The sequence below is a fragment of the Streptomyces sp. 8L genome (genome assembly GCF_020176795.1).
Taxonomy (GTDB): domain Bacteria; phylum Actinomycetota; class Actinomycetes; order Streptomycetales; family Streptomycetaceae; genus Streptomyces.
Genome location: NZ_JAIUKE010000147.1, coordinates 1 through 26927, shown reverse-complemented (window position 1 = coordinate 26927; position 26927 = coordinate 1). Strand labels below are relative to the sequence as shown.

Sequence of the window (26927 nt, the reverse complement as noted above, 5' to 3'; positions counted from 1 at the left end):
CCCCGACCCCGTCTGCCCCCGCCGGGACCGGCGCGAGCGGCGGCGGGCAGGACGGCTCCGGGACGGACGGGGCGGACGGCTCCACCGCCGGCTGACCGCACCGCCCGGCTCCCGCCGCTGCCCGCTACCCGCTGCCCGTCGTGCTCGGCTGTTCCCGTCCGTCCCGTCGTCGTCCCCGTGTCTGTCCCGTCGTCGTCCACGGCGATCCGCGCGGCATGTACCGTCACCCATTCACGCACCGTCACCCATTCACCCAAAAGAGGGTGAAAGGGCGGCGGTGCGTGCGTCGCTCGCACGGTCCCTCAGCCGCCCAGCACCCGTCGCAGGTAGTGGTTGCCGAAGACCCGGTCCGGGTCCAGCCGGTCCCGCAGCGCCGTGAACTCCCCGAAGCGCGGATAGACCCCCGCCAGGTACTCCGCGTCCCTGGAGTGGATCTTCCCCCAGTGCGGCCTGCCGCCGTGTGCGACCATGATCCGCTCCACCGCGCCGAAGTACGCCTGGTGCGGCGTGCCCCGGTAGAGGTGCACCGCGATGTACGCGCTGTCCCGGCCCGACGCCGTCGAGAGCGTGATGTCGTCGGCGGGCGCGGTCCGTACCTCCACGGGGAAGCTCACCCGCAGCGGCGAGCGGTCCACCATCGCCTTCACCTCGCGCAGCGCCTCGGGCGCGGCCGCCCTCGGCAGCGCGTACTCCATCTCGATGAAGCGCACCCTCCGCGGTGACGTGAACACCTTGTAGGGGATGTCCGTGTACGTACGGGGCGACAGCGCGCGGCTGGACACGCGGGCGATCGCGGGGATGGCCATGGGCGCGGCGCGCCCCACGGAGCACGCCACCTTCAGGGCTCCGTTGGACAGCAGCTCGTCGTCCAGCCAGCCCCGCAGCAGGCCGGGCGGGTCGACGGGACCCGCGGTGCGGTTGTTGCGCTTGGTGTTGCAGTTGGCGGTGTGCGGGAACCAGTAGAACTCGAAGTGCTCGTTCCCGGTCACGTGCTCCTCGAACTCCGCGAGCACCCGCTCCAGCGCCATCGGCTCCTCACGGGCCGTCAGCAGGAAGACCGGCTCCACGGCGAAGGTGACCGACGTCAGGACGCCGAGGGCGCCGAGCCCGATCCGGGCCGCCGCGAAGACGTCCGCGTTCTCCTGGGCGGAGCAGCGCAGCAGCGAGCCGTCCGCCGTGATCAGTTCGAGCGCCGTGATCTGCGCGGCGATCGACGCCGACGAGCGGCCCGTGCCGTGCGTGCCCGTGGAGACCGCGCCCGCCGCGGTCTGCGCCATGATGTCGCCCATGTTCGTGAGCGAGAGCCCCGCGCGGGCGAGCGCCGCGTTCAGTGTCCGCAGCGGGGTGCCCGCGGCCACCGTGACCGTACCGGCGGCACGGTCCAGCGCGAGTATGCCGGTCAGCCGGTCCGGGCGTATCAGGACTCCGTCGGTGGCCGCCACGGCCGTGAAGGAGTGGCCCGTACCTACGGCCTTCACCTTCAGCCCGTCCTGCGCCGCCCTGCGCACGATGTCCGCCAGCTCGGCGGCCCCGCCGGGGGCGACGGCCCGGGCGGGACGCGCCGTGACGTTGCCTGCCCAGTTGCGCCAGGAGGCCGAGGCGCGGGACTCACGCCAGGGGACGCGGGACCTCCTGCCCTTCCTGCCCTTCGCCGCCGTCGGGGCCGGGCCGCTCCTGCCCGTGTTGCCCGTATGACCCGTGCTGCTCGTGCTGCTCGTACTGCCCGTGGTGCGCGGGCTGTTCGTGCTGTTCGTGCTGTTCGTGTGGTTCGTGGGGGTTTCGCGGGACTCCATCGGCCTCACGCCCTTTCCGCCAGGACACGGTGGCCGGCCTGCTCAGCCGGCGGTGGCCGAGCACCGCCACCACGGCCGCGACCGCCCCCGCCACACCGGGCACCGCGTACCCCGCCCGCGCCCCCGCCGCGTCGACCACCCATCCCGCGGCCGACGAGCCGAGTGCGACGCCGACGGCGAGCCCGGTGCTGGTCCAGGTCATGCCCTCGGTCAGCGCGCTGCGTGGCACGTGCGCCTCGACGAGTCCCATCGTCGACACCATGGTCGGTGCGACCGTGAGCCCCGCGACGAACAGCGCCGCGGCCAGGAACGGCAGATTCCCGGCCAGTTGGAGGGGGATCATACTCACGGCCATCGCGATGACACCCCCGAGCCACCGCCGCGCCACCGGTCCGGACATCCGCACCATGCCGAACGCCGCTCCCGCGAGGCACGAGCCGAGCGCGTACACCGCGAGGACCAGGCTGGCGCTGCTCTTGTGGCCGAGTCCGTCCGCGAAGGCGACCGTCGCCACGTCGATCGCGCCGAAGATGGTGCCTGTCGCCACGAACGTCACCACCAGCACCTGGAGTCCCGTCGAGCGCAGCGCCGAGCGTCCCGTGTGCTCCCCGGGCGGGTGCGGCACCGGCTCCGTCGCCCGCTGCGCGCTGAGCCAGACGACGCCGCCCACCAGGAAGACCCCCGCGACCAGCGGGCCGGCCTCGGGGAACCACGACGTCGAAAGTCCGATGGAGACGATCGGGCCGATGATGAAGCAGACCTCGTCGACCACCGACTCCCAGGAGTACGCGGCGTGCAGCAGCCCCGGCGCGTCCCGGTGCAGCGCCGCCCAGCGCGCCCGCACCATCGCGCCGACGCTCGGCACGCTTCCGACGCAGGCCGCGAAGACGAACAGCGTCCAGTCGGGGGCCCGCTGCTGGGCGCAGACGAGAAGTCCGGCCAGGGCGGCGGCCGAGATCAGCGTGGCGGGCCGCAGCGTGCGCCGCTGCCCGTGCCGGTCGACGAGCCGGGACACCTGCGGCCCGAGCACCGCCACGGAGACGGCCATCGTCGCGGACAGCGCGCCGGCCAGCCGGTAGCGCCCGGTCAGCTGCGAGACCATCGTCACGACCCCGATGCCGGTCATCGACAGCGGCATCCGGCTGAGCAGGCCGGCCGCGCTGAACCTCCAGGCGCCGGGAGCGGTGAAGATCTCGCGGTAGGGACTGGGCAACGGGCGCTCCGGCGCTGCTCGTGGGGGATCGGGGACGCGGCTGGTAAGGAACCAAATGCGCCCGTACAGGTTACGAGTTCCGCGGTGCCGGTTGTTACGGAATAAGCGTGCGATGGCAGGATCGGGACCATGCCCGATGAGCCAGTCACATCTCCCTACGACGCCCTTCTCCTGCTGTCCTTCGGTGGCCCCGAAGGGCCGGACGATGTCATTCCGTTCCTGGAGAACGTGACCCGCGGACGCGGTATCCCGCGCGAGCGGCTGAAGGAGGTGGGCCGGCACTACTACCTCTTCGACGGAGTCAGCCCGATCAACGCGCAGAACCGCGCCCTGCTCGGCGCCCTGCGCGCGGACTTCGCGGAGAACGGCGTCGACCTGCCCGTCGAGTGGGGAAACCGGAACTGGGCGCCGTACCTCACGGACACACTGCGTCGGATGGTCCTCGACGGCCGCCGCCGCATCGCCGTCCTCGCGACCAGCGCGTACGCCTCGTACTCCGGCTGCCGCCAGTACCGCGAGAACCTCGCCGACGCGCTCGCCACCCTGGAGGCGGAAGGGCTGGAACTGCCCCGGGTCGACAAGCTTCGGCACTACTTCAACCACCCGGGCTTCGTCCGGCCCATGGTCGACGGCGTCCTCGCCTCGCTCGCCGACCTGCCGCAGGACGTACGCGCGGGCGCGCACCTCGCCTTCACCACCCACTCCATCCCGACCTCCGCCGCCGACACGTCGGGGCCGGAGTCCGGCCACGGCTACGGCGGGGCCTACGTCGCCGAGCACCTCGACGTCGCGCGCCTGGTCGCCGAGGCCGTCCGCGAGGAGACCGGCGTCGAGCACCCCTGGCAGCTCGTCTACCAGTCCCGCAGTGGCGCCCCCGGCACGCCGTGGCTCGAACCGGACATCTGCGACCACCTGGAGACCCTGCACGGCGAGGGCGTGCCCGCCGTCGTGATGGTGCCCATCGGTTTCGTCTCCGACCACATGGAGGTCCTCTACGACCTCGACACCGAGGCCACCGCCAAGGCGGCGGAGCTCGGCCTGCCGGTGCGCCGCTCACCCACCGTCGGCGCCGACCCGCGCTTCGCCGCGGCCGTCCGGGACCTCGTCCTGGAGCGCGCGGCGACGGAGCGGGGCGAGCGGCCGGAGCGCTGCGCGCTCGGCGCGCTCGGCGCCAGCCACGACCTGTGCCCGGTGGGCTGCTGTCCGGCCCGCGCCCCGAAGCCGGCCGCGGCGGGCGCCGACAGCCCGTACGCCTGACGCCGCCCTGTCCGTCCGTACACCTGACGCCCGTCCGTAAGGAGCACCACGTGAACGACGCACAGCCCCCGTCCAGCGGCCCCGACGACGCCCTGACCGCGCGCCTGCTCGAACTCGCCCTGGAGGCCGCGGGCCGCGCCGGCGCCCTGCTGCGCGACGGGCGGCCCGACGACCTGGCCGTCGCCGCGACCAAGTCGAGCCCCATCGACGTGGTGACGGAGATGGACATCGCCGCGGAGAAGCTGATCACCGGCTTCCTCGCGCGCCACCGGCCCGACGACGCGATCCTCGGCGAGGAGGGTGCGAACAGCGAGGGAACCACCGGGTTCCGCTGGGTGATCGACCCGCTCGACGGCACGGTCAACTACCTGTACGGCCTGCCCACCTGGGCCGTGTCCGTCGCGGTCCAGTACGGCGGCGAGACGCTCGTCGGCGTCGTCGAGGCGCCCATGCGCCGGGAGACCTGCCGCGCGGTGCGCGGCGGTGGCGCCTGGGTGGGGGAGAGGCGCCTCGCCGTCCGGCCCTCGCCGCCCCTCGACCAGGCGCTGGTGTCGACGGGCTTCAACTACGTCGAGTCGGTGCGCACCCACCAGGCGGCGGTCGCCCACCGGCTGATCCCGCGGCTGCGCGACATCCGGCGGGCCGGCTCCGCCGCGATCGACCTGTGCGACGTCGCGGCGGGCCGGCTCGACGGCTACTACGAGCGCGGCCTGCATCCCTGGGACTACGCGGCGGGCGACCTGATCGCCCGTGAGGCGGGCGCGCTCACCGGCGGCAGGCCGGGCGAACCGCCGCACGACGGGCTGACCGTGGCCGCCTCGCCCGGCGTCTTCGGGCCGCTCCAGAGCCTGCTGGAGGAGTACGGCGCCTGGCACGACTGAGCCCGCGCGGGCCGTGGAACAGGCCCGGCCGGGCGGACAGCCGCCGCGGGCGCACCCCGCGCGGGCGGCCCGCCGCACAGCGCACGCCGAAGGACCCCGGCGCCTTCCCCTCGGCACCGGGGTCCTTCGCACGCACGGCCGTCTGTCGGACGGCGTCGGTGTACGGTCCGCGCTCAGGCGCTCGCCGTACTCACCTCCACGCCGTGTTCCGCGGCGAGCCGGCGCAGATCTTCCAGCTCCTCCTGCTCGACATCGGCGAGGAAGTCGTCGCCCTCTTCGCGGGCCTTGGTCATCTCGGTTTCCGTGGTCTTTATGCGCTGGAGGAGCCCTGCGGTGAATGCGTCCATTGCGCCCCCTCGTCGTGGGTCAGTGGCACGGGGGTGTGCCGACGTGGTCGTCGGGTGGCACAGAAGTGCCGACGGCGGGTGATCACGATCCCTCTGCCTACTGGAAAACAGAACGCGGAAGGAACAGCCGCGCTCGGGTGTGATCTCGGGTGTGAAGGGGTCTTCCCCAAGCCGGGCGGGCAGGAAACCTCAACTTCTCCGGGTATCGCGCCTATTCCCGCCGGATCTTCGGTTCCTTCCGCCCCGGGACTCCACCGCTTCCCGTCCCGTCCCACCGTCCCGTCCCTCCGCGCCGTCCCTCCGCGCCGTCCCTCCGCGCCCCGGCGGCGCCTCCCGTCGCGTCCCGGCGGATTCCGGCGGGACCGCGCCCGCCCGCGCGGAACGGCCTGCCTTCTCGCCCCGGGCACAGCCTCCCGAGGGCCGCGCCCCGGCGTCTTACCGCCGGTTTACGCGCGAAAAGGGCAGGATGGGGGCGCAAGAAGCGTGGTGACACCTGCCCCGGCGCGGGCGCGGGTCTCGAACGGAAGGACCAGGGACGTGCGCGTACTCGTCGTCGAGGACGAGCAGCTGCTCGCCGATGCGGTGGCGACCGGACTGCGCCGGGAGGCCATGGCCGTCGACGTCGTGTACGACGGGGCCGCGGCCCTGGAGCGCATCGGCGTCAACGACTACGACGTGGTCGTGCTCGACCGCGATCTGCCACTGGTGCACGGTGACGACGTCTGCCGCAGGATCGTGGAGCTCGGCATGCCGACCAGGGTGCTGATGCTCACAGCCTCCGGCGATGTCAGCGACCGCGTCGAAGGGCTCGAACTGGGCGCCGACGACTACCTGCCGAAGCCGTTCGCCTTCACCGAGCTGACCGCCCGGGTCCGCGCGCTCGGCCGCCGCACCACGGTGCCGCTGCCGCCGGTCCTGGAGCGCTCGGGGATCAAGCTCGACCCGAACAGGCGCGAGGTCTTCCGCGACGGGAGCGAGATCCAGCTCGCGCCCAAGGAGTTCGCCGTCCTGGAAGTACTGATGCGCAGCGAGGGTGCCGTGGTCTCCGCCGAGCAGCTCCTGGAGAAGGCGTGGGACGAGAACACGGACCCCTTCACCAACGTGGTCAGGGTCACGGTGATGACGCTGCGCAGGAAGCTCGGGGAGCCTCCGGTGATCGTCACCGTGCCCGGCTCCGGCTACCGGATCTGACGCGCGTGGCCTCCCACCCCGCGCCGCCGGACGCGCCCCCGAAGCCGACCTGGGACCCGCGATGGCCCGCAGAACAGGTGGTCCCGTGGCTGCGCCCCACGATCCGGATACGTCTCACCCTGCTGTACGGCGGGATGTTCCTGATCGCCGGCATCCTCCTCCTGTCGATCATCTACCTGCTCGCCGCGCAGGCCCTGCATGTGGGCAGCGACCTGCCGTTCGAGATCGTCTCGGGCCAGATCAGGGGCAGCGCCGCCTGCCACTTCGAGGCGCAGGCCACGGCCGCCCAGACCAACGCCGCGATGAACGACTGCGTGAACCACGAGCGGGCGCAGGCCCTGGACGATCTCCTCACCCGGTCCCTGTTCGCACTGGTCGGTCTGACGATCATCGCGTTCGCCTTCGGCTACGCGATGGCCGGCCGGGTCCTCTCCCCGCTCGGCCGCATCACGCGCACCGCGCGGCGCGTCGTCGGCACGGACCTCTCGCGCCGGATCGAGCTGGACGGCCCGGACGACGAGTTCAAGGAGCTGGCGGACACCTTCGACGAGATGCTGGAGCGCCTGGAGCGGGCCTTCTCCTCCCAGCAGCGCTTCGTGGCCAACGCGTCGCACGAACTGCGTACGCCGCTGGCGATCAACAGAACGCTGCTGGAAGTGCACCTGTCCGACCCCGGCGCCCCTCCCGAGCTCCAGCAGCTCGGAAAGACGCTGCTGTCCACCAACGAGCGGAGCGAGCAGCTGGTGGAGGGGCTCCTGCTCCTGGCCCGCAGCGAGAACCAGCTCGTGGAGCGAAAACCGGTCGATCTCGCGGAGGTCGCCGCGCGCGCGGTCGACCAGGCCTCCGCGGAGGCGGAGCAGAAGAACGTGCGGATGCGGACGGAGTGCGTCCCCGCCGTCGTCCAGGGCAACGGCGTGCTGCTGGAGCGGATCGCGCTGAACCTCGTACAGAACGCCGTCCGCTACAACGTGGCGCACGACGGCTGGGTCGAGGTGCGTACGGACGTCCAGCAGGGCCAGGCGGTCCTTGAGGTGTCCAATACGGGGCCGGTCGTGCCCGCGTACGAGATCGACAACCTGTTCGAGCCGTTCCGACGGCTGCGGACGGAGCGCACGGGCAGCGACAAGGGCGTAGGGCTCGGGCTTTCCATCGCACGCTCGGTCGCAAGGGCGCACGGGGGGCGCATCGCGGCGGAGCCGCGCGAGGGAGGTGGGCTCGTGATGCGTGTCACGTTGCCCGTGTGAGCCCGTGCCTCCACTGTCGCAGAGCCCACAGCCTTGTTCGCTTTGCGCGGAATTTTGGGCATGCCGCCTGATCGGTCGTTTGTGCGACGGATCACAGGAATGTTTTCGCTTTCACCTACGTTCCGTGATCAAACATCTGTCGGAAGGCCGGTAAAGTCCGGGTTTCCGGGGGGTGCGCTCACGGGAAGTACACGGGGTGGTGCCTGCGTCGCACGACCTCAGGACCGTGTACGGTCCCCTTCGCCACCCGAAGCCGATCATTCGTGATCAGTGCAGTTGGGTGTCGATTGAGTAACAGACCTTGATGTGAGGCAAAATCTCCGCCTCAGGTCGGGCACAAGTCCGGCCTCTCATGCGTTACGTGCGCTGAAGACACCACAGACACCCACAGGGGGAGAGCACCGAGAATGGCTACCGACTACGACACCCCACGCAAGACCGACGACGACGTCGACCAGGACAGCCTGGAAGAACTGAAGGCGCGTCGTAACGACAAGTCGACCTCCGCCGTCGACGTGGACGAGTTCGAGCAGGCGGAAGGCCTGGAGCTGCCCGGGGCCGACCTCTCCAACGAGGAGCTCTCGGTCCGCGTCCTGCCGCGTCAGGCCGACGAGTTCACCTGCATGAGCTGCTTCCTCGTGCACCACCGCTCGCAGCTGGCCAGGGAGAAGAACGGCCAGCCGATCTGCCGCGACTGCGACTGAGGTTCTGGCCGTGGCAGGCGAGTCCCCTTCCCGGAAGCGGCGCTTTCGACCGGGGCCGGGCAAGGCCTCTCCGGCGGCGCGCCAGGGCGGCTCGGACCCGGCACAGGACGTCCCGGAGGAGTCCGGCGCGGTCCCCGCCCCCTCCCTGCCGCCGAGCGGCGCACGCGACGACGAGCGGGGCCCTGCGGCCTCGCTCGCAGACGGCCCGGACGCGCCGGAGCAGCCTCTCCCGACCAGGAGGCGCTTCGACACCGTCAAGAGGGGCGTACGCAAGAGCGGGGCGGGCGCCAGGGCCGGCCTTGGATTCGTCGCCGACCGCATCATCGACATCGCTCCGCGTATCCCGGTCCGCGACCTGGAGACCCTGCGCGGGCACTTCCCCGGGCTCGGCCCCGAGGAGATCGCGGACAAGCTGGTGGCGGGGGCCGCGGCGTCCAGCGCCACCGTCGGCGCGGGTGTGGGCGCCGCCGCGATGCTGCCCGTCCCGCCGGCCCTCCCGGCCGAGCTGGCCGCCGAGATCACGGCCGTGGCCGCCATAGAGATCAAGCTCATCGCCGAGCTGCACGAGGTCTACGGACGCCGTCCGCCCGGCAACCTCAGGGAGCGCGGCCTCGCCTATGTGCGCTCCTGGACCGAGGAGCGCGGGGTGGACGTCACGCGGCCCGCGACGTTCAACGGGGCCCTCAGCAGCGGCATGAAGCGTGAGCTGCGCCAGCAGATCATGAAGCGCACGGTGCGCAGCCTGCCGAACCTCGTCCCGTTCATGATCGGTGCCGCCGTCGGCGCCATGATGAACCGCAGGGACACCAAGCACGTGGCGGCCCACATCCGCAAGGATCTGCGCAAGACGCAGGTGGCCTGGGAGGATCTGCCCGCCCTCCCGCCGATCGAGCGCCTCGCCAAGCTGCCGCCCGAACTCCCGCCCGAGCTCGGGCACTGACTCCCGAGGGCCCGGCGCGACCCGCGACCGTGGCCGCAGGGCGCGGATGATCCGGTACGAGCCGCCTGCGCGCTCTCCCGCCGATCTGAGCGCCCGCCGAGCGGAGCGTGCCGAGCGGGAAACCGGCCCGGCGCTCAGCACTCGCGCAGCCCGGCGCTCGACGCTCGCGCGGCCCTGTGCTCAGCCTCCGCGCAGCCCGTTGCTCAGCGCTCGTTGTGCGGCTCGGGCCGCCGTCGCGGACGGCTCCCGCTCAGAGCGCGCGAGCGCCTTCCAGCGCCGCCGCGAGACCGTGCGGGTCCCGCGTGGAGAGATAGGCGTAGGGCGTGGGGTCCGCGGGGTCCGTGATGACGACCCGCAGCGCCGTGGGGACATAGCTGCGCAGCAGCATGAAGGCCCGGGGGTCCGCCTTGTGCAGCCGCCAGGCCTGGGTTTCCTCCGGGTCCAGCACCTCGTGCTCGCCGAGCGCCGCCAGCGGGATGCGGGCGTCGCCCGCGACCAGTGAGTCGCCCACCACACGGATGCGCACGGAGCCGTAGGAACTGACGACGCCCATCGCGATCGCCCCGACACCCACCAGCCCGGCCAGCATGGGGATCGGACCGAGCGGCAGCAGGATCAGCGCCCCGCAGATCCCGAACAGGCCGGCGATGACCCACCAGGACTTGGGGGCGGTGAGGCGTTCTTCGTAGCGCAGGGCGGAGGGCTCCATGAGGGCTAGCTTGACACGGGGACCTATGGGCGCTGTCGCGCGGGTAAGGTCTGCGCATGTGAGCTACACCCCACTGAGACCCCCTGTTGACGTCCTGATCCGCCGTGTCGATCCCGAGGTGCCCCTCCCGGCGTACGGGCACCCCGGCGACGCGGGCGCGGATCTGGTGACCACCGAGGCCGCCGAGCTGGCCCCCGGCGAGCGCGCGGTGCTCCCGACCGGGGTGTCGATCGCCCTGCCCGACGGGTACGCGGCCTTCGTGCACCCCAGGTCCGGCCTGGCAGCGCGGTGCGGAGTGGCTCTCGTGAATTCCCCCGGCACGGTGGATGCCGGGTACCGTGGAGAGATCAAGGTGATCGTGGTCAATCTGGACCCGCGCGAGAGCGTGCGGTTCGAGCGGTTCGACCGGATTGCCCAACTGGTTGTCCAGCAGGTCGAGAAGATCCGCTTCCACGAGGTGGCGGAACTCCCCGGGTCCGCGCGGGCCGAGGGGGGCTTCGGGTCCACCGGTGGTCATGCCGCCACGGACGGTACACAGGGTGGGAATCGATACGCTTCGGTCGTATCCGACCGGGAAGGACAGTGACGTGTTCGGACGTCGCAAGAAGAACGGTTCCGCAGAGGACGCGACGGACGCAGCGGGCGAGGACGAGACGCTCCTCGACGGCACTGACGCGGACGCGGGCGAAGAAGCCGGGACGGCGGCCGAGGCGGCCGGGGCGGACAGTGCCCGCCGCGTGAATCTTCCTCCGGCGCCCAGGCCGGACGGACCCTGGGACAGTACCGAGGTCTCGAAGCCGGAGGACGGCAGGGTCGACCTGGGCGGCATGTTCGTGCCCGGCGTCGAGGGCATGGAGCTGCGGGTCGAGGTCGCGGGCGACGCGATCGTCGCCGCCACCGTCGTGCTGCGGGACAGCGCCGTACAGCTCCAGGCGTTCGCCGCTCCCAAGAAGGAGGGCATCTGGGGCGAGGTCCGCGAGGAGATCGCCTCCGGCATCACCCAGCAGGGAGGGATCATCGACGAGGTCGAGGGCCCGCTCGGCTGGGAGCTGCGCGCCCAGGTGCCCGTGCAGCTCCCGGACGGTACGGGCGGGGTGCAGCTGGTGCGCTTCGTCGGTGTCGACGGGCCGCGCTGGTTCCTGCGCGGCGTGATCTCCGGCCAGGGAGCCGTCCAGCCGGAGACGGCGGGTCTGCTGGAGCAGGTCTTCAGGGACACCGTGATCGTCCGGGGCGAGGGGCCGATGGCCCCGCGCGATCCCATCGTGCTGAAGCTGCCGAACGACGCGCAGATGGTTCCGGAAGGCGTGCAGCAGGAGGAGCAGGAGGGCTCCCGTTTCTCCGGTGGCATGGGACAGCTCCAGCGCGGTCCCGAGATCACAGAGGTGCGCTGAACAAGCCGGAGCCGGCACGGAACGTGTGTCGGGAGCCGCATGACAATCTGACCTGAAAGCAGTGCCCGGCGGCGGGCCGTACTCCATTGGACGGAGTGCGGCCCGCCGCTATTTGTGCTGGTCACTGGTGGGGGCATATGGACTCCGTAAAGGGGGCGGCACGGGCCGTATGGGAGCCGTCAACGCGCGTCGAGTCCTCCCCGGCAGGGGGTTTCCTCGGTGAGTCAGACGTTTCCACCCCCACTTCTCAACTAGGAGCACACGATGGCCGACGTGGCCTTCGTCCTCACCACGCTCGCGACTTTCGCGCTGGTGGCCGTCATCGCGAAGGCGGTGGCGAAGCTGTGAGCGTCGAGAACATCATCGGGCTCGCCGTAGCCGTCGTCCTGCTGGGCTACCTGGTCGCGGCGCTCGTCCTCCCGGAGAGGTTCTGAGCATGGGCCCCGTCCCCTCAGCCGTGCTCCAGCTGCTCGCCATGATCGTGGTGCTCGGCCTCGTCCACCGCCCGCTCGGCGACTACATGGCGGGCGTCTACCGGTCGAAGAAGCACTGGAGAGTCGAGAGATGGCTCTACAAGTGCGCCGGAGTCGATCCCGACACCGGCATGCGCTGGCCCGCGTACCTGCGCGGCGTTCTCGCCTTCTCGGTGGTCAGCCTGCTGTTCCTGTACCTGATGCAGCGCGTGCAGGGAGTCCTTCCCGGCTCGCTGGACTTCGCGTCCGTCAGCCCCGCGCAGTCCTTCAACACCGCCGCCTCGTTCGTCGCCAACACCAACTGGCAGTCGTACTCCGGCGAGCAGACGATGGGCCACGTCGTCCAGACGGGCGGCCTCGCCGTCCAGAACTTCGTCTCGGCCGCCGTCGGCATGGCCGTGGCCATCGCGCTCGTACGGGGCTTCGCCCGCCCCAGCGCCCGGCTCCGCTCGCGCGAGGGGGCCTCCGAGCGCACCGGTGAGCTCGGCAACTTCTGGGCCGACCTGGTGCGCGGCACCGTCCGCATCCTGCTGCCCATCGCCTTCATAGGCGCGATTTTGCTGGTCGCCATGGGCGTGATCCAGAACTTCTCCGGCATCCACGAGGTCGGCCAGTTCATGGGCGGCTCGCAGCAGTGGAACGGCGGCGCCGTCGCCTCCCAGGAGTCCATCAAGGAACTGGGCACCAACGGAGGCGGCTACTTCAACGCCAACTCCGCGCACCCCTTCGAGAACCCCAACGGGCTCTCGAACCTCCTGCAGATCTTCCTGATCCTGGTCATCCCCTTCGCCCTCACCCGCACCTTCGGCACGATGGTCGGCTCGGTCAAGCAGGGGTACGCGATCCTCGCGGCGATGGCCACGATCTGGATCGGCTTCTCGGCCCTCATGATGTGGACGGAGTTCCACCACGGCGGCCCGGCGTTCCACCTCGCGGGCGGCGCCCTGGAGGGCAAGGAGACCCGCTTCGGCGTCGGCGGCTCCTCGCTGTTCGCGACGACCACGACCCTCACCTCCACCGGCGCGGTCGACTCCTTCCACTCGTCCTACACCGGCTTCGGCGGCGGCCTGACCATGCTGGGCATGATGCTCGGCGAAGTCGCCCCCGGCGGTGTCGGGTCCGGCCTCTACGGCATGCTGATCCTGGCGATCATCGCCGTGTTCGTCGCCGGTCTGATGGTCGGCCGCACGCCCGAGTACCTGGGCAGGAAGATCGGCTCCCGCGAGATGAAGTTCGCGGCGCTCTACATCCTCATCACGCCCACGCTGGTACTCGTCTTCACGGCCCTGTCCGTGGCGCTCGCGACCCCGCCCGACTCGATCCTCAACACGGCGTCGACGGCGGTCTCGCACTCCCACGCGCACGGGTTCTCCGAGATCCTGTACGCGTTCACCTCGGGCTCCAACAACAACGGCTCCGCCTTCGCGGGCCTCAACGCGAACACCGACTGGTACAACACGACGATCGGCCTCGCGATGCTGCTGGGCCGCTTCGTGCCCATGGTGTTCGTCCTGGCCCTCGCCGGATCGCTCGCCGAGCAGAAACCCGTACCGGACACGGTGGGCACCCTGCGTACGCACAAGCCGCTGTTCGCGACCCTCCTGGTCGGCACGACCCTGCTCGTCACCGGTCTGACGTACTTCCCCGCGCTCGCGCTCGGCCCGATCGCCGAGGGGCTCTCGTCATGACCCCATCCCGTGTGAAACACCCTGTGAAGCAAGAGGACGATGCGATGTCCACTGTCACTCCGACGCGTGCGCCGCACTCGGACGTGCCCTCGGGGAACGGGCGCGTGGGAAGCGGTCTCTTCGACCCCTCCGCGCTCCTCAGATCCTTCCCCGAGGCGTGCAGGAAGCTCGACCCCCGCGCGATGGTCAAGTCGCCCGTCATGTTCGTGGTCGAGATCGGGTCCGTACTGACCACGGTCTACGCCTGCACGTCGCCCGGCGACTGGTTCGGCTGGGCGGTCGCGGCCTGGCTGTGGCTGACGACGGTCTTCGCCAACCTCGCGGAGGCGGTCGCCGAGGGCCGCGGCAAGGCGCAGGCCGACACCCTGCGCAAGGCCAAGACCGACACCGTCGCGCGCCGCCTGACCGGCGGCGCCGAGGAGCAGGTCCCGGGCACCGACCTGCGCGTCGGGGACCTCGTCGTGTGCGAGGCCGGCGACGTCATCCCCGGCGACGGCGATGTCGTCGAGGGCGTGGCCTCCGTCGACGAGTCGGCCATCACCGGCGAGTCGGCCCCCGTGATCCGCGAGTCCGGCGGCGACCGCAGCGCGGTCACCGGCGGTACGAAGGTCCTCTCCGACCGCGTCGTCATCAAGATCACCACCAAGCCCGGCGAGACCTTCATCGACCGGATGATCAAGCTGGTCGAGGGGGCGGCACGGCAGAGGACGCCCAACGAGATCGCGCTGAACATCCTTCTCGCGTCCCTCACCATCGTCTTCCTGATCGCGGTCGTCACCCTCCAGCCGTTCGCGTCCTTCGCGGGTAGCCCGCAGACCAGCATCGTGCTGATCGCCCTTCTCGTCTGCCTCATCCCGACCACCATCGGCGCCCTGCTCTCCGCGATCGGCATCGCCGGCATGGACCGCCTCGTGCAGCGCAACGTCCTCGCCATGTCGGGGCGCGCGGTCGAGGCCGCGGGCGACGTCTCCACCCTGCTGCTCGACAAGACCGGCACCATCACGCTCGGCAACCGCCAGGCCGCCGAGTTCGTGCCCGTCAAGGGCGTGCGGGAGGACGCGCTCGCCGGCGCCGCGCAGCTCTCGTCCCTCGCCGACGAGACCCCCGAGGGACGCTCCGTCGTCGTCCTCGCCAAGGAGCGCTACGGGCTGCGCGAGCGCACCCAGGGCGAGCTGACGGGGGCCGAGTGGGTCGAGTTCACCGCCCAGACCCGCATGTCGGGCGTCGACATCGACGAGAACGGCTCCGTCCGCAAGGTCCGCAAGGGCGCCACAGGCTCCGTCGTCACCTGGGTCCGCGACCACGGCGGCACCGTCTCCGACGACACCCGAACGCTCACGGACCGCATCGCCGAGGCAGGCGGCACCCCGCTGCTGGTCGCGGAGGCGGACGCGCGCGGCGCACGGGTCCTCGGCGTCGTCCACCTCAAGGACGTCGTGAAGGAGGGCATGCGCGAGCGGTTCGACGAGCTGCGGCGCATGGGCATCAAGACCGTCATGATCACGGGCGACAACCCGCTGACCGCCAAGGCGATCGCGGACGAGTCCGGCGTGGACGACTTCCTCGCCGAGGCGACGCCCGAGGACAAGATGGCGCTGATCAGGCGCGAGCAGAGCGGCGGCAAGCTCGTCGCCATGACGGGCGACGGCACGAACGACGCCCCGGCACTCGCGCAGGCCGACGTCGGCGTGGCCATGAACACCGGCACCTCGGCCGCCAAGGAGGCCGGGAACATGGTGGACCTGGACTCCAACCCGACCAAGCTCATCGAGATCGTCGAGATCGGCAAGCAGCTGCTCATCACGCGCGGCGCCCTGACGACGTTCTCGATCGCCAACGACGTCGCGAAGTACTTCGCGATCCTGCCCGCGATGTTCGCCGTTGCCTATCCGGGCCTCGACAAGCTGAACATCATGCGGCTGGACTCACCCCGGTCCGCGATCATGTCCGCCGTCATCTTCAACGCGCTGATCATCGTCGCGCTGGTGCCGCTCTCCCTGAAGGGCGTGCGCTACCGGCCGCAGACCGCCGACAGGATGCTCCGCAGGAACCTCCTGGTCTTCGGTCTCGGCGGCCTGGTCTCGCCGTTCATCGGCATCAAGATCATCGACCTGATCATCTCCACCATCCCCGGCGTCCGGTGACCCCCATGGCCAACACCCGAATCTCCGCAGGCAGCACCGTTCGACTGCTGTGGGCGGCGCTCCGCGCCCTGATCGTCCTCAGCGTCGTGACCGGCGTGATCTATCCCCTGGTCGTCACAGGAGTCGCACAGGCCGCGTTCCACGGCAAGGCCAACGGCTCCGAGATCAAGGACCGCGGCAAGGTCGTGGGCTCCACCTCGATCGGGCAGACGTACGACCTGCCGCTCAAGAAGGGACAGCAGACCGCCGCCCCGGACCTCCACTGGTTCCAGCCGCGCCCGTCCTTCGGCCTCGGCTCCAACCGGGCCAACGGCATGAACACGCGCTACGACCTGCTGGTGTCGGGCGCCACCAACCTGGCGGGCGACAACACGGACCTGATCTCGCGCGTGAAGGACCTCAAGGCCGCCGTGGTCAAGGACAACACGGTGCCCGGCTACACCGTGCGGCCCTCCCAGGTGCCGCCGGACGCGGTCACCTCCTCGGGCTCCGGCCTCGACCCGGACATCTCGCCCGCCTACGCGGACCTCCAGGTGCACCGGGTCGCACAGGTCAACCACCTCAGCGTCGCGCGGGTCCAGAAGATCGTGGACGACCACACCAAGGGCCGCGTCCTCGGCTTCGTCGGCGATCCCCGGGTCAACGTCCTCCAGCTCAACATCGCCGTGAAGGACCTCGTCGCCGCCCGCACGGGCTGAGGCCCGCGAGCGGCACGCACCGCGGTGGGGCCGCTCCGCACCGGAGCCGGACCACCGCGGCCGTGTGCCCGCGACCGGCCGTCCGCCATACTGGCGCCGGACCGGATACGGCACCCGCGCCGATGCCCGCGGCGCGTACGCGCGGGAAACGGGCGGCGGGACGTAGCGCCGCACGGCGCACCCGGTCCCGCACAGCGGCCATGGGGGGACCGATGAACGCAAACGAGAACGAGAGCGCCCGCACGATGCTCGCCACCGCACCGGCCGAAGGCCCCATGGTGCGCGTCGAGAACCTGCACCGCTCCTACGGGACCGGCGCCGGCGCCGTGCACGCGCTGCGCGGCGTCTCCCTCACCGTGGAGCGCGGCGAGCTCGTGGCGCTCAAGGGCCGGTCGGGCTCCGGCAAGACGACGCTGCTCAACCTGGTCGGCGGCCTCGACACCCCCGACGAGGGCACCGTCACCGTCGACGGCACCGACCTCACCGCACTCGGCGAGCACGGGCTGCTCGCCCTGCGCCGCGACCGGATCGGCTTCGTCTTCCAGGCATTCGGCCTCATCCCCATCCTCAGCGCGGCCGAGAACGTCGGCGTCCCCCTGCGGCTGCGCAGGACCGACCCCCGCGAGCGCGAGGAACGCGTCGAGCTGCTGCTCGGCCTCGTGGGCCTCGCCGACCACGCGGCGCAGCGCCCTGGCGAGCTCTCCGGCGGCCAGCAGCAGCGCGTCTCGATCGCCCGCGCCCTGGCCAACCGGCCCGCCCTGCTGATCGCCGACGAGCCCACGGGACAGCTCGACGCCGACACCGGCCTCGCCGTCATGGAGCTGCAGCGCGCCGTCGTACGGGCGGAGGGCGTCACCGCGCTCGTCGCCACGCACGACGCCCAGCTCCTCGGCCTCGCCGACCGCGTACTCGAACTCGACGACGGGCGGGTCACCGCCGCGGGCTGACCGGGCGGCAGCGCCGTCAGAATCCTGTCAAGACGCCCGCGTGCCTCCCCCTTCCGGCCCTTTCGCCGTGGTCAGGGGCTGTAGCTTCGAGGGAGGCGACGCGTCGCACGCGTCGGCTCCTACGCGGGAAGACAATGGGGCCATGGGACGCGGCAAGCTTCGGATCTACCTCGGATCGGCTCCCGGCGTCGGCAAGACGTACGCGATGCTCTCCGAGGCCCACCGCCGGGTGGAGCGCGGCACGGACGTCGTCGTGGCCTTCGTGGAACACCATGAGCGGCCCCGTACGGAGGTCATGCTGCGGGGGCTCGAAGAGGTCCGCCGCAAGGAGATCGAGTACCGCGGTACCGTCTTCACGGAGATGGACGTGGACGCCGTGCTGGAGCGCGCGCCCGCCGTCGCCCTGGTCGACGAGCTGCCGCACACCAATGTGCCCGGCTCCCGCAACGCCAAGCGCTGGCGGGACGTCGAGGAACTGCTCCGGGCCGGCATCGACGTCGTCTCCACCGTCAACATCCAGCACCTGGAGTCGCTCGGCGACGTCGTGGAGACCATCACCGGCGTACGGCAGCGCGAGACCGTGCCCGACGAGGTCGTCAGGCGCGCCGACCAGATCGAGCTGGTCGACATGTCGCCCCAGGCGCTGCGCCGCCGCATGGCCCACGGCAACATCTACAAACCCGACAAGATGGACGCCGCGCTCTCCCACTACTTCCGGCCGGGCAACCTGACCGCGCTGCGCGAGCTCGCGCTGCTGTGGGTCGCCGACCGGGTCGACGAGTACCTCCAGCAGTACCGCGGCGAACACAACATCCGCTCCACCTGGCAGGCCAGGGAGCGCATCGTCGTCGGCCTGACCGGCGGACCCGAGGGGCGCACACTGATCCGCCGCGCCGCCCGGGTGGCGGCCAAGGGCTCGGGCAGCGAGATCCTCGGCGTCTACATCGCCCGCAGCGACGGCCTCACCGCCCCCTCGCCCAAGGAGCTCGCCGTCCAGCGCGCGCTCCTCGAGGACCTCGGCGGCACCTTCCACCACGTCATCGGGGACGACGTCCCCTCGGCGCTGCTGGAATTCGCCCGCGGCGTCAACGCCACCCAGGTCGTGCTCGGCTCCAGCCGCCGCAAGAGCTGGCAGTACGTCTTCGGCCCCGGCGTCGGCGCGACCGTCGCCCGCGAGTCCGGACCCGATCTCGACGTCCACATCGTCACGCATGACCGCGTCGCCAAGGGCCGCGGCCTGCCCGTGGCACGCGGCGCCCGGCTCGGCCGCTCCCGCATCATCTGGGGCTGGCTGCTGGCCGTCGTCGCGCCGGTCCTGCTGACGCTGCTGCTGTCGTCGCTGTCCGACCCGCTCGGCCTGTCCAACGACGTCCTGCTGTTCCTCTTCATGACGGTGCTCGCGGCCCTCTTCGGCGGGCTGCTGCCCGCGCTCGCCTCGGCCGCCCTCAGCTCCCTGCTGCTGAACTTCTACTACACGCCCCCGTCCCACACGCTGGACATCGCGGAGCCCAGGAACGTCGTCGCGCTCGTGGTGTTCTTCGCGGTCGCCGTCTGCGTCGCGTCCGTCGTCGACCAGGCCGCCCGCCGCACCCACCAGGCCGCGAGACTCAGGGCCGAGTCCGAGATCCTCTCGTTCCTGGCCGGAAGCGTCCTGCGCGGCGAGACCACGCTGGACGCCCTGCTGGAGCGCGTACGCGAGACGTTCGCGATGGAGTCGGTGGCGCTGCTGGAACGCCAGAGCGACGTCGACCCGTGGACCCGCGCGGGCAGCGTGGGGCCCCAGCCGTGCCTGCGCCCCGAGGACGCCGACGTCGACATGCCCGTCGGCGACCACATGGCGCTCGCCCTCTCGGGCCGCGTCCTGCCCGCTGAGGACCGGCGCGTGCTCGCCGCGTTCGCCGCGCAGGCCGCCGTCGTACTCGACCGGCAGCGCCTGATCGGCGAGGCCTCCAGGGCCCGCGAGCTCGCCGAGGGCAACCGCATCCGTACGGCGCTGCTGGCCGCCGTCAGCCACGACCTGCGCACCCCGCTGGCCGGCATCAAGGCGGCCGTCAGCTCGCTGCGCTCGCAGGACGTCGAATGGTCCGAGGAGGACGAGGCGGCGCTCCTCGAAGGCATCGAGGAGGGCGCGGACCGGCTCGACCACCTCGTCGGCAACCTGCTCGACATCACCCGGCTCCAGACCGGCACCGTCACCCCGATGATCCGGGTCACCGACCTCGACGAGGTCGTGCCGATCTCGCTCGTCGGCGTGCCGGAGGAGAGCGTGGACCTCGACATCCCCGAGACGCTGCCGATGGTCGCGGTCGACGCGGGCCTGCTGGAGCGCGCCGTCGCCAACATCGTCGAGAACGCCGTGAAGTACAGCCCCGACGACCGCCCCGTCACCGTCCACGCGAGCGCCATCGGCGGCCGTGTGGAGGTACGCGTGGCGGACCGCGGCCCCGGCGTGCCCGACGAGGCCAAGGAACGGATCTTCGAGCCCTTCCAGCGCCACGGCGACGCGCCGCGCGGCGCCGGTGTCGGCCTCGGCCTCGCCGTGGCCCGCGGCTTTCTCGAGGCCATGGGCGGCACGCTGGAGGCCGAGGACACCCCGGGCGGCGGCATGACCATGGTGCTCACCCTCAAAGCGGCGGCCGGCGTGGACCCGGCCCGCCCCGAACTACCCGCCGAGATCACCTCGTGAACCGGCAGGCGGAAAGGCAGGCAGGCATGCAGCATCCCGTCGGGGGGGACCCCCGCACCCCCGTGAGGGTGCTCGTGGTGGACGACGAGCCGCAGATCGTCCGTGCCCTGGTGATCAACCTGAAGGCCCGCAAGTACGAGGTGGAGGCCGCAGCCGACGGCGCGTCCGCGCTGGAGCTCGCCGCGGCCCGCCACCCCGACGTCGTGATCCTCGACCTCGGCCTGCCCGACATGGACGGCGTCGAGGTGATCAAGGGGCTCCGCGGCTGGACGCGCGTACCGATCCTGGTGCTGTCCGCCCGCCACACCTCCGACGAGAAGGTCGAGGCGCTGGACGCGGGCGCCGACGACTACGTCACCAAGCCGTTCGGCATGGACGAGCTGCTGGCCAGGCTGCGCGCCGCGGTACGGCGCGCGGAACCGGTCGGCGCGGAGGGCGACGAAGGCGGCGCGGTCGTGGAGACGGACGGCTTCACCGTGGACCTGGCGGCGAAGAAGGTCAACAGGGACGGGAAGGACGTACGGCTCACCCCCACGGAGTGGCACCTGCTGGAGGTCCTCGTGCGCAACGCGGGCCGCCTGGTCAGCCAGAAGCAGCTGCTCCAGGAGGTCTGGGGCCCGTCCTACGGCACCGAGACGAACTATCTGCGCGTCTACATGGCGCAGTTGCGGCGCAAGCTGGAACAGAACCCGTCACACCCGAGGCACTTCGTCACCGAGCCGGGCATGGGCTACCGCTTCGAACGGTGATCCGGTCGCGGCCGGATCGCGCCTGCGGATCACGGCGCGGACCCGCGGACGTCCGCGCGGACCGGACGAGGCCGCCGCCGGGGACCGGCGGCGCACGGGCCCCGGTACGCTCTACGTATGAGTGCTGAGAAGGCCACCGGCCGGTTCCGCCGGATGCTCGACCGGCTCTCCAGCTCCCAGGAGGACCTGGAGTCCGAGGAACTGCGGGAGGACGCGCAGGCGTCCGGCTGCACCCGCATCGCCGAGTGCGACGACCGGCAGATGGCCCGTGTCACTGGTACCTTGCGGACGGTCACCCTGCGGCCGCGGGCCGGCGTTCCCGCCCTGGAGGCGGAGCTGTTCGACGGCACGGCGCTCCTCGACGTGGTGTGGCTCGGCCGCCGCTCCATCGTGGGCATCGAGCCGGGCCGCAAGATGACCGCGTACGGCCGGATCTCGATGAGCCACGGCCGCCGGGTCCTGTTCAATCCCCGATACGAGCTGCGACCGCTCGGACAGGAGTAGTCCGTGACGTCACTGGACAAGCCCGCGGAGCCCTCCCCGGGCGGTTCCTCCGACGACGCGAGGGCGGTCACAGAAGCCGCGCTCTTCGAGGCCTTCGGCGGGGTGCGGGGGATGGTCGAAACCGTCCTGCCCGGCCTGCTGTTCGTCACGATCTACACCATCAACCAGAGCCTGAAGACATCGGCGGTCGCCGCGCTCGCGGTGTCGCTCGTGCTCCTCGCGGTACGGCTGGTGCGCCGCGACACGAAGAAGCACGCCTTCAGCGGCGTCTTCGGGGTGGCCTTCGGCGTGGCCTTCGCGATGTTCACCGGCAACGCCAAGGGCTTCTACCTGCCGGGCCTGCTCTACACGCTCGGCCTCGCGCTGGCGTACCTCGTGACCACGCTCGCCGGCGTCCCGCTGATCGGCGTCATCCTCGGCCCGATCTTCAAGGAGAACCTCTCCTGGCGGACCCGCAACCCCGGGCGCAGGAAGGCGTACACCAAGTCGAGCTGGGCCTGGGGACTCATCCTGCTCGCGAAGTGCGCGATCCTCTTCCCGCTCTACGTCTGGGGGGACGCGACGCAGCTCGGCTGGGTGCTGGTGTCGCTGAAGATCCCGCCGTTCCTGCTGGCCGTCTGGCTGACCTGGGTGTTCCTGGCGAAGGCGCCCGCGCCGATCGACGTCTTCGCGGAGATGGAGGCGGCCGAGGCCGCCGACAGGGCACGCGAGGAGGCGGCGGCGTCCCCGTCCGGGCCGCCCGCCCCGGCGTCCGACGAGGCCCTGTCCTCGTGGGAGACGGCCCTCTCGTCCGAGCCGGAGGCGGAGGCGGGGACCGCGTCGGCCAAGGCACCCAAGGCGGGTCCCGCGCGGCACCGCAGAGGCGCGTAGCGGCGCCGGGAGCGGCCTCCCGATTGTGCGGCGCTCCCGGTACCCCGCCTCGCCTGTGCGGCGCTCCCGGTACCTCGCCTCGTACAGCCAGGGCCCTGAGAGTCCACCGAGTGCCCCCGCCCACCGGACGGGGGCACTCCGCCGTTTCCCGGCCGCGCCCGGCACGACACGGCCCCGGGCGCGGGCCCCCGGGGGGGGGGCGCCGGGGGCCGGGGGGGGGGCCCGGGGGGGGCCCCCCCCCCCCGGGCCCCCCCCGCCCCCCGCCCCCCCCCCCCCCCCGCGGCCCGGGGGGGGGGGCCCCGCCCGGGGCCGGGATGTCGTACCCGTACGGGCCCGGCCCGCGAGGGGCCGGGCAGGTCCCCGCGAGGGGCCGGGGAGGTCAGGGCTCCCGATGGACCGAGAGCAGCTCCTCCAGCTGTTCCTCACGCGCCTGCGCCGCCACGAACAGCAGCTCGTCCCCGGCCTCCAGCGTCTCCTCAGGGCCCGGCGTGAGCACCCGCGTCCCCCGGATGATCGTGACCAGCGAGGTGTCCTCGGGCCAGGTCACGTCGCCGACCTGCGTCCCAGAGAACGCCGACTCCGGCGGGAGCGTCAGCTCCACCAGGTTGGCGTCGCCCTGGCTGAAGCGCAGCAGGCGCACCAGGTCGCCGACGCTCACCGCCTCCTCCACCAGCGCGGACATCAGACGCGGCGTGGACACCGCCACGTCCACCCCCCACGCCTCGCTGAAGAGCCACTCGTTCTTCGGGTTGTTCACGCGGGCCACCACGCGCGGCACGCCGTACTCCGTCTTCGCGAGCAGCGACACCACGAGGTTGACCTTGTCGTCTCCCGTCGCGGCGATGACCACGTTGCACCGCTGCAGGGCGGCCTCGTCGAGCGACGTGATCTCGCACGCGTCCGCGAGCAGCCACTCCGCCATCGGCACCCGCTCGACCGAGATCGCGGTCGGCGCCTTGTCGACGAGGAGGACTTCGTGGCCGTTCTCCAGCAGCTCACCGGCGATGGACCGGCCCACCGCGCCCGCTCCGGCAATGGCGACGCGCATCAGTTGTGCCCTCCGTCCGGGCCCGCGGCGAACGCCGTCTCGACCTTCTCCACCTCGTCCGTACGCATCATCACGTGCACGAGGTCGCCCTCCTGGAGCACCGTGTCGGCCGTGGGCAGCATCGCCTCGCCGAGCCGCGTCAGAAAGGCGACCCGTACGCCCGTATCCTCCTGCATCCTGCTGACCCGCTGACCGATCCAGGTCTCCGGCGTGTGCACCTCGGCGAGCTGTACGCCGCCGCTCGGGTCCCGCCACAGCGGTTCCGCGCCCGAGGGCAGCAGCCGCCGCAGCATCTGGTCCGCCGTCCAGCGGACCGTCGCCACCGTGGGGATGCCGAGGCGCTGGTAGACCTCGGCGCGGCGCGGGTCGTAGATACGGGCCGCGACATGCTCGATGCCGAACATCTCACGCGCCACCCGGGCCGCGATGATGTTGGAGTTGTCACCGCTGCTCACCGCGGCGAACGCCCCGGCCTCCTCGATCCCCGCCTCGCGCAGGGTGTCCTGGTCGAAACCGACCCCGTTGACCCGGCGACCGCCGAACCCGGCACCGAGCCTGCGGAACGCGGTCGGGTCCTGGTCGACCACGGCGACCGAGTGGCCCTGCTCCTCCAGGGTCTGCGCGAGCGCGGCGCCCACCCGCCCGCATCCCATGATCACGATGTGCACGTGAAGTACCCCGCACTCCTGGTTGCCGCACCGATCGCACCGATCTGCGAAAACACCTGTTCACTCATCCTTGTCCACGTGCCGGGCACCTGGGTCGTGTCGTCCTCGGGGCCGCCGTGCGTGGCGACCCAGCGGCACGAGCTTATGCGGCATCCCCCGGGCTGCCGCCATCCCCGTACCGTGGGGCGTCTGCCCCGTGAACGGCGGCGGTCACCCCCTCCGCGCGCGGACGGCGGTACGACGGGCGCGGGCCGGCGCGCTGAGGGAGGCAGAACGTCACGGACAGGGCCCAACCGAGCGGGGGACGGCGAACGCCCGCGGCGACGGAGCTGTCACGGACACGGCCCTGCTGGGCGGGGGCGGCGAACGCCGCGGCGACGGAGCGACAAAGGTACGACAAGAGGGCGTACCGGAGGCGTCAGAGTCACTCGTCACAGCGGTGTGATCAGCGAAACTGAGGATTTCGGGAGCTGGCTGCACACTCAGCTGTTCGAACGCATACCATCCTCCCCGTGTCCAAACTGACCGACGTGCCCAAACGGATCTTGATCGGGCAGGCGCTGCGCAGCGACAAGCTCGGGGAGACCCTGCTCCCCAAGCGCATCGCGCTGCCCGTGTTCGCCTCCGATCCGCTGTCCTCCGTGGCGTACGCGCCCGGCGAGGTACTGATCGTGCTCTCGGTGGCGGGTGTGTCGGCGTACCACTTCTCCCTCTGGATCACGATCGCCGTCGCGGTCCTCATGTTCACCGTCGTCGCCTCGTACCGGCAGAACGTGCACGCGTACCCGAGCGGCGGCGGCGACTACGAGGTCGCCACCACCAACCTCGGCCCCAAGGCCGGCCTGACCGTGGCCAGCGCCCTGCTGGTCGACTACGTGATGACGGTCGCGGTCTCCATCTCCTCAGGCGTGGAGAACCTGGGCTCCGCGATCCCGTTCGTCGTGCAGCACAAGGTGATCTGCGCGGTCGCGGTCATAGTCGTCCTGACCCTGATGAACCTGCGGGGCGTGCGCGAGTCGGGCAAGCTGTTCGCCATCCCGACGTACGTCTTCGTCGGCGGCGTCTTCATCATGATCGCCTGGGGCGCCTTCAGGGGACTCGCGCTCGGCGACGTCATGCACGCGCCGACGTCCGCCCTGCACATCAAGCCCGAGCACTCCGGCCTCGCCGGGTTCGCCATGCTGTTCCTGCTGCTGCGGGCGTTCTCGTCCGGCTGTGCGGCGCTCACCGGCGTCGAGGCGATCAGCAACGGCGTCCCCGCCTTTCGCAAGCCCAAGAGCAAGAACGCCGCCAGCACGCTGGCCCTCATGGGCGGCCTGGCCGTCGTCATGTTCTGCGGGATCATGGCGCTCGCCGTGACCACCAAGGTACGGATGGCCGACAACCCCGCCGTCGACCTGCTGCGCGCCAACGGCCGCCCGGTCGGCGGCGGCTTCGTGGTGGACCCGGTCATCACCCAGGTGGCCTCCGCGGTCTTCGGGGAGGGCACCTTCCTCTTCGTGGTGCTGGCAGCGGCGACCGCGCTGGTGCTGTTCCTGGCCGCGAACACCGCGTACAACGGCTTCCCGCTCCTCGGCTCGATCCTGGCGCAGGACCGCTACCTGCCCCGCCAGCTGCACACCCGCGGCGACCGTCTCGCGTTCTCCAACGGCATCATCCTGCTGGCAGGGGCCGCCGCCCTGCTCGTGGTGATCTACGGAGCGGACTCCACCCGGCTGATCCAGCTGTACATCGTCGGTGTGTTCGTGTCCTTCACGCTCAGCCAGACCGGCATGGTCCGGCACTGGAACCGGCACCTGCGCACCGAACGCGACCAGGCGAAGCGCCGCCGGATGATGCGCTCGCGCGCGATCAACGCCTTCGGCGCGTTCCTGACGGGCGTCGTCCTCGTCGTCGTCCTCGCCACCAAGTTCACCCACGGCGCGTGGGTCGCCGTCCTCGGCATGGTGATCTTCTACGGCACGATGACGGCGATCAGGAAGCACTACGACCGCATCGCCGAGGAGCTGTCCGCGCCGCAGGGCCCGTCCGACGAGACGGTGCGGCCGTCGCGCGTGCACTCCATCGTGCTGGTCTCCAAGGTCCACCGGCCCACCCTGCGCGCTCTCGGCTACGCGAAGCTGATGCGGACCGGGACGCTGGAGGCGCTCAGCATCAGCGTCGACCCGGCGGAGACGAAGGCGCTCCGCGAGGACTGGGAGCGGCGCAACATCAACGTGCCGCTGAAGATCCTGGACTCGCCGTACCGCGAGATCACCCGGCCGATCATCGAGTACGTACGGTCGCTGCGCACGGAGAACCCGCGTGACGCGATCAGCATCTACATCCCCGAGTACGTCGTGGGCCACTGGTACGAGCACTTGCTCCACAACCAGAGCGCGCTGCGGCTGAAGGGCCGGCTGCTGTTCATGCCGGGCGTCATGGTCACCTCGGTGCCGTATCAGCTGGAATCGTCCGAACTGGCCAGGCGCCGGGCCCGCAAGCGTGCCGAATGGAGCGCCCCGGGCTCGGTGCGGCGCGGCCCCGTCCATGTGCGCCGCGAGGACACGGGCGGGACCGGCGGCAGCGGCGACGTGAAAAGCACGAACGGCACGGGCACCAAGCACTGATCCGCCGCCCGCGCCGCCACCGGCCGTACGCCGCGCGGGCGGCGCCACCGGACGCACGAGAGGGGGGGGGGGGGGGGGGGGGGGGGGGGGGGGCGGCGCGCCCCCCGCCCCCCCCCCCCCCCCGGCGGGGGGGGGGTGGGGGGGGGCGGGGGGGCGGGGGGGGGTGGCGGGGG

General features: G+C 71.6%; 23 protein-coding genes and 1 pseudogene. 18 read left to right on the top strand and 6 right to left on the bottom strand.

Annotated features, from left to right (window positions below):
- Positions 1–302 precede the first annotated feature (302 nt).
- Both LCE31_RS14480 and LCE31_RS14475 read right to left on the bottom strand, forming a co-directional pair.
- Positions 303–1793, bottom strand: a complete 1491-nt coding sequence (locus LCE31_RS14480; protein ID WP_225014654.1) for a D-arabinono-1,4-lactone oxidase — start codon at positions 1791–1793, stop codon at positions 303–305.
- A 16-nt stretch (positions 1794–1809) separates the two neighbouring features.
- A pseudogene (locus LCE31_RS14475) lies at positions 1810–3006 on the bottom strand (MFS transporter); the annotation flags it as partial.
- 129 nt (positions 3007–3135) lie between these two features.
- Here LCE31_RS14475 and LCE31_RS14470 point away from each other — a divergent pair.
- Both LCE31_RS14470 and LCE31_RS14465 read left to right on the top strand, forming a co-directional pair.
- A complete protein-coding gene (locus LCE31_RS14470) occupies positions 3136–4263 on the top strand; it encodes a ferrochelatase (protein WP_225014653.1) in 1128 nt (375 codons plus the stop codon).
- 50 nt (positions 4264–4313) lie between these two features.
- Positions 4314–5144: an inositol monophosphatase family protein gene (locus LCE31_RS14465; protein WP_225014652.1), complete on the top strand. Its 831-nt coding sequence runs from the start codon at positions 4314–4316 to the stop codon at positions 5142–5144.
- 173 nt (positions 5145–5317) lie between these two features.
- Here the strand turns inward: LCE31_RS14465 and LCE31_RS14460 are convergent, their stop codons facing one another.
- Entirely contained in the window at positions 5318–5491 is a 174-nt protein-coding gene (locus LCE31_RS14460) for a hypothetical protein (protein ID WP_225014651.1), read from the bottom strand.
- Between the two features lie 537 nt (positions 5492–6028).
- Between LCE31_RS14460 and LCE31_RS14455 the strand changes: the two genes are divergently transcribed.
- From LCE31_RS14455 to LCE31_RS14440, 4 genes are all read left to right on the top strand, one after another.
- A complete protein-coding gene (locus LCE31_RS14455) occupies positions 6029–6682 on the top strand; it encodes a response regulator transcription factor (RefSeq protein ID WP_225014650.1) in 654 nt (217 codons plus the stop codon).
- A gap of 5 nt (positions 6683–6687) precedes the next feature.
- Entirely contained in the window at positions 6688–7926 is a 1239-nt protein-coding gene (locus LCE31_RS14450; protein ID WP_225014649.1) for a sensor histidine kinase, read from the top strand.
- A gap of 407 nt (positions 7927–8333) precedes the next feature.
- Positions 8334–8630 carry a DUF4193 domain-containing protein gene (locus tag LCE31_RS14445; protein ID WP_030350183.1) on the top strand — a complete coding sequence of 99 codons (297 nt, stop codon included), beginning with the start codon at positions 8334–8336 and terminating at the stop codon, positions 8628–8630.
- Between the two features lie 10 nt (positions 8631–8640).
- A complete protein-coding gene (locus tag LCE31_RS14440) occupies positions 8641–9570 on the top strand; it encodes a hypothetical protein (protein ID WP_225014648.1) in 930 nt (309 codons plus the stop codon).
- A 250-nt stretch (positions 9571–9820) separates the two neighbouring features.
- Here the strand turns inward: LCE31_RS14440 and LCE31_RS14435 are convergent, their stop codons facing one another.
- Entirely contained in the window at positions 9821–10279 is a 459-nt protein-coding gene (locus LCE31_RS14435) for a DUF3093 domain-containing protein (protein WP_225014647.1), read from the bottom strand.
- Between the two features lie 73 nt (positions 10280–10352).
- Here LCE31_RS14435 and dut point away from each other — a divergent pair, with 73 nt between their 5' ends.
- The 11 genes from dut (at position 10353) to LCE31_RS14380 (ending at position 22429) form a co-directional block, all read left to right on the top strand.
- A complete protein-coding gene (gene dut / locus LCE31_RS14430) occupies positions 10353–10865 on the top strand; it encodes a dUTP diphosphatase (RefSeq protein ID WP_225014656.1) in 513 nt (170 codons plus the stop codon).
- Position 10866: 1 nt separating this feature from the next.
- Complete coding sequence (locus tag LCE31_RS14425) at positions 10867–11670, top strand: DUF3710 domain-containing protein (RefSeq protein ID WP_225014646.1); 804 nt, start codon at positions 10867–10869, stop codon at positions 11668–11670.
- A 344-nt stretch (positions 11671–12014) separates the two neighbouring features.
- Positions 12015–12104, top strand: a complete 90-nt coding sequence (gene kdpF, locus LCE31_RS40835) for a K(+)-transporting ATPase subunit F (protein ID WP_225014645.1) — start codon at positions 12015–12017, stop codon at positions 12102–12104.
- 2 nt (positions 12105–12106) lie between these two features.
- The gene (gene kdpA / locus LCE31_RS14415) at positions 12107–13831 is read left to right on the top strand and encodes a potassium-transporting ATPase subunit KdpA (protein WP_225014644.1); all 1725 of its coding nucleotides are present in this window, start codon (positions 12107–12109) and stop codon (positions 13829–13831) included.
- A gap of 44 nt (positions 13832–13875) precedes the next feature.
- Positions 13876–15975 (top strand): potassium-transporting ATPase subunit KdpB, encoded by a 2100-nt coding sequence (gene kdpB, locus LCE31_RS14410; protein ID WP_225014643.1) that lies wholly within the window; start codon positions 13876–13878, stop codon positions 15973–15975.
- A gap of 5 nt (positions 15976–15980) precedes the next feature.
- A complete protein-coding gene (locus LCE31_RS14405) occupies positions 15981–16673 on the top strand; it encodes a potassium-transporting ATPase subunit C (RefSeq protein ID WP_225014642.1) in 693 nt (230 codons plus the stop codon).
- A gap of 212 nt (positions 16674–16885) precedes the next feature.
- Positions 16886–17620, top strand: a complete 735-nt coding sequence (locus LCE31_RS14400) for an ABC transporter ATP-binding protein (protein WP_374118467.1) — start codon at positions 16886–16888, stop codon at positions 17618–17620.
- A gap of 142 nt (positions 17621–17762) precedes the next feature.
- Entirely contained in the window at positions 17763–20306 is a 2544-nt protein-coding gene (locus tag LCE31_RS14395; protein ID WP_225014641.1) for an ATP-binding protein, read from the top strand.
- 26 nt (positions 20307–20332) lie between these two features.
- On the top strand, positions 20333–21055 hold the full coding sequence (locus LCE31_RS14390) for a response regulator (RefSeq protein WP_225014640.1): 723 nt from the start codon (positions 20333–20335) through the stop codon (positions 21053–21055).
- A 117-nt stretch (positions 21056–21172) separates the two neighbouring features.
- On the top strand, positions 21173–21559 hold the full coding sequence (locus LCE31_RS14385; RefSeq protein WP_225014639.1) for an OB-fold nucleic acid binding domain-containing protein: 387 nt from the start codon (positions 21173–21175) through the stop codon (positions 21557–21559).
- Positions 21560–21562: 3 nt separating this feature from the next.
- Entirely contained in the window at positions 21563–22429 is an 867-nt protein-coding gene (locus LCE31_RS14380) for a DUF3159 domain-containing protein (RefSeq protein ID WP_225014638.1), read from the top strand.
- Between the two features lie 379 nt (positions 22430–22808).
- Here the strand turns inward: LCE31_RS14380 and LCE31_RS14375 are convergent, their stop codons facing one another.
- Together LCE31_RS14375 and LCE31_RS14370 are read right to left on the bottom strand one after the other, a co-directional pair.
- Positions 22809–23477 (bottom strand): potassium channel family protein, encoded by a 669-nt coding sequence (locus tag LCE31_RS14375; RefSeq protein WP_225014637.1) that lies wholly within the window; start codon positions 23475–23477, stop codon positions 22809–22811.
- Positions 23477–24145 carry a potassium channel family protein gene (locus LCE31_RS14370; protein WP_225014636.1) on the bottom strand — a complete coding sequence of 223 codons (669 nt, stop codon included), beginning with the start codon at positions 24143–24145 and terminating at the stop codon, positions 23477–23479. The genes LCE31_RS14375 and LCE31_RS14370 overlap by 1 nt, the downstream gene beginning before the upstream one ends.
- A gap of 512 nt (positions 24146–24657) precedes the next feature.
- Here LCE31_RS14370 and LCE31_RS14365 point away from each other — a divergent pair.
- A complete protein-coding gene (locus LCE31_RS14365; protein ID WP_225014635.1) occupies positions 24658–26754 on the top strand; it encodes an APC family permease in 2097 nt (698 codons plus the stop codon).
- The last annotated feature ends 173 nt before the right edge of the window (positions 26755–26927 follow it).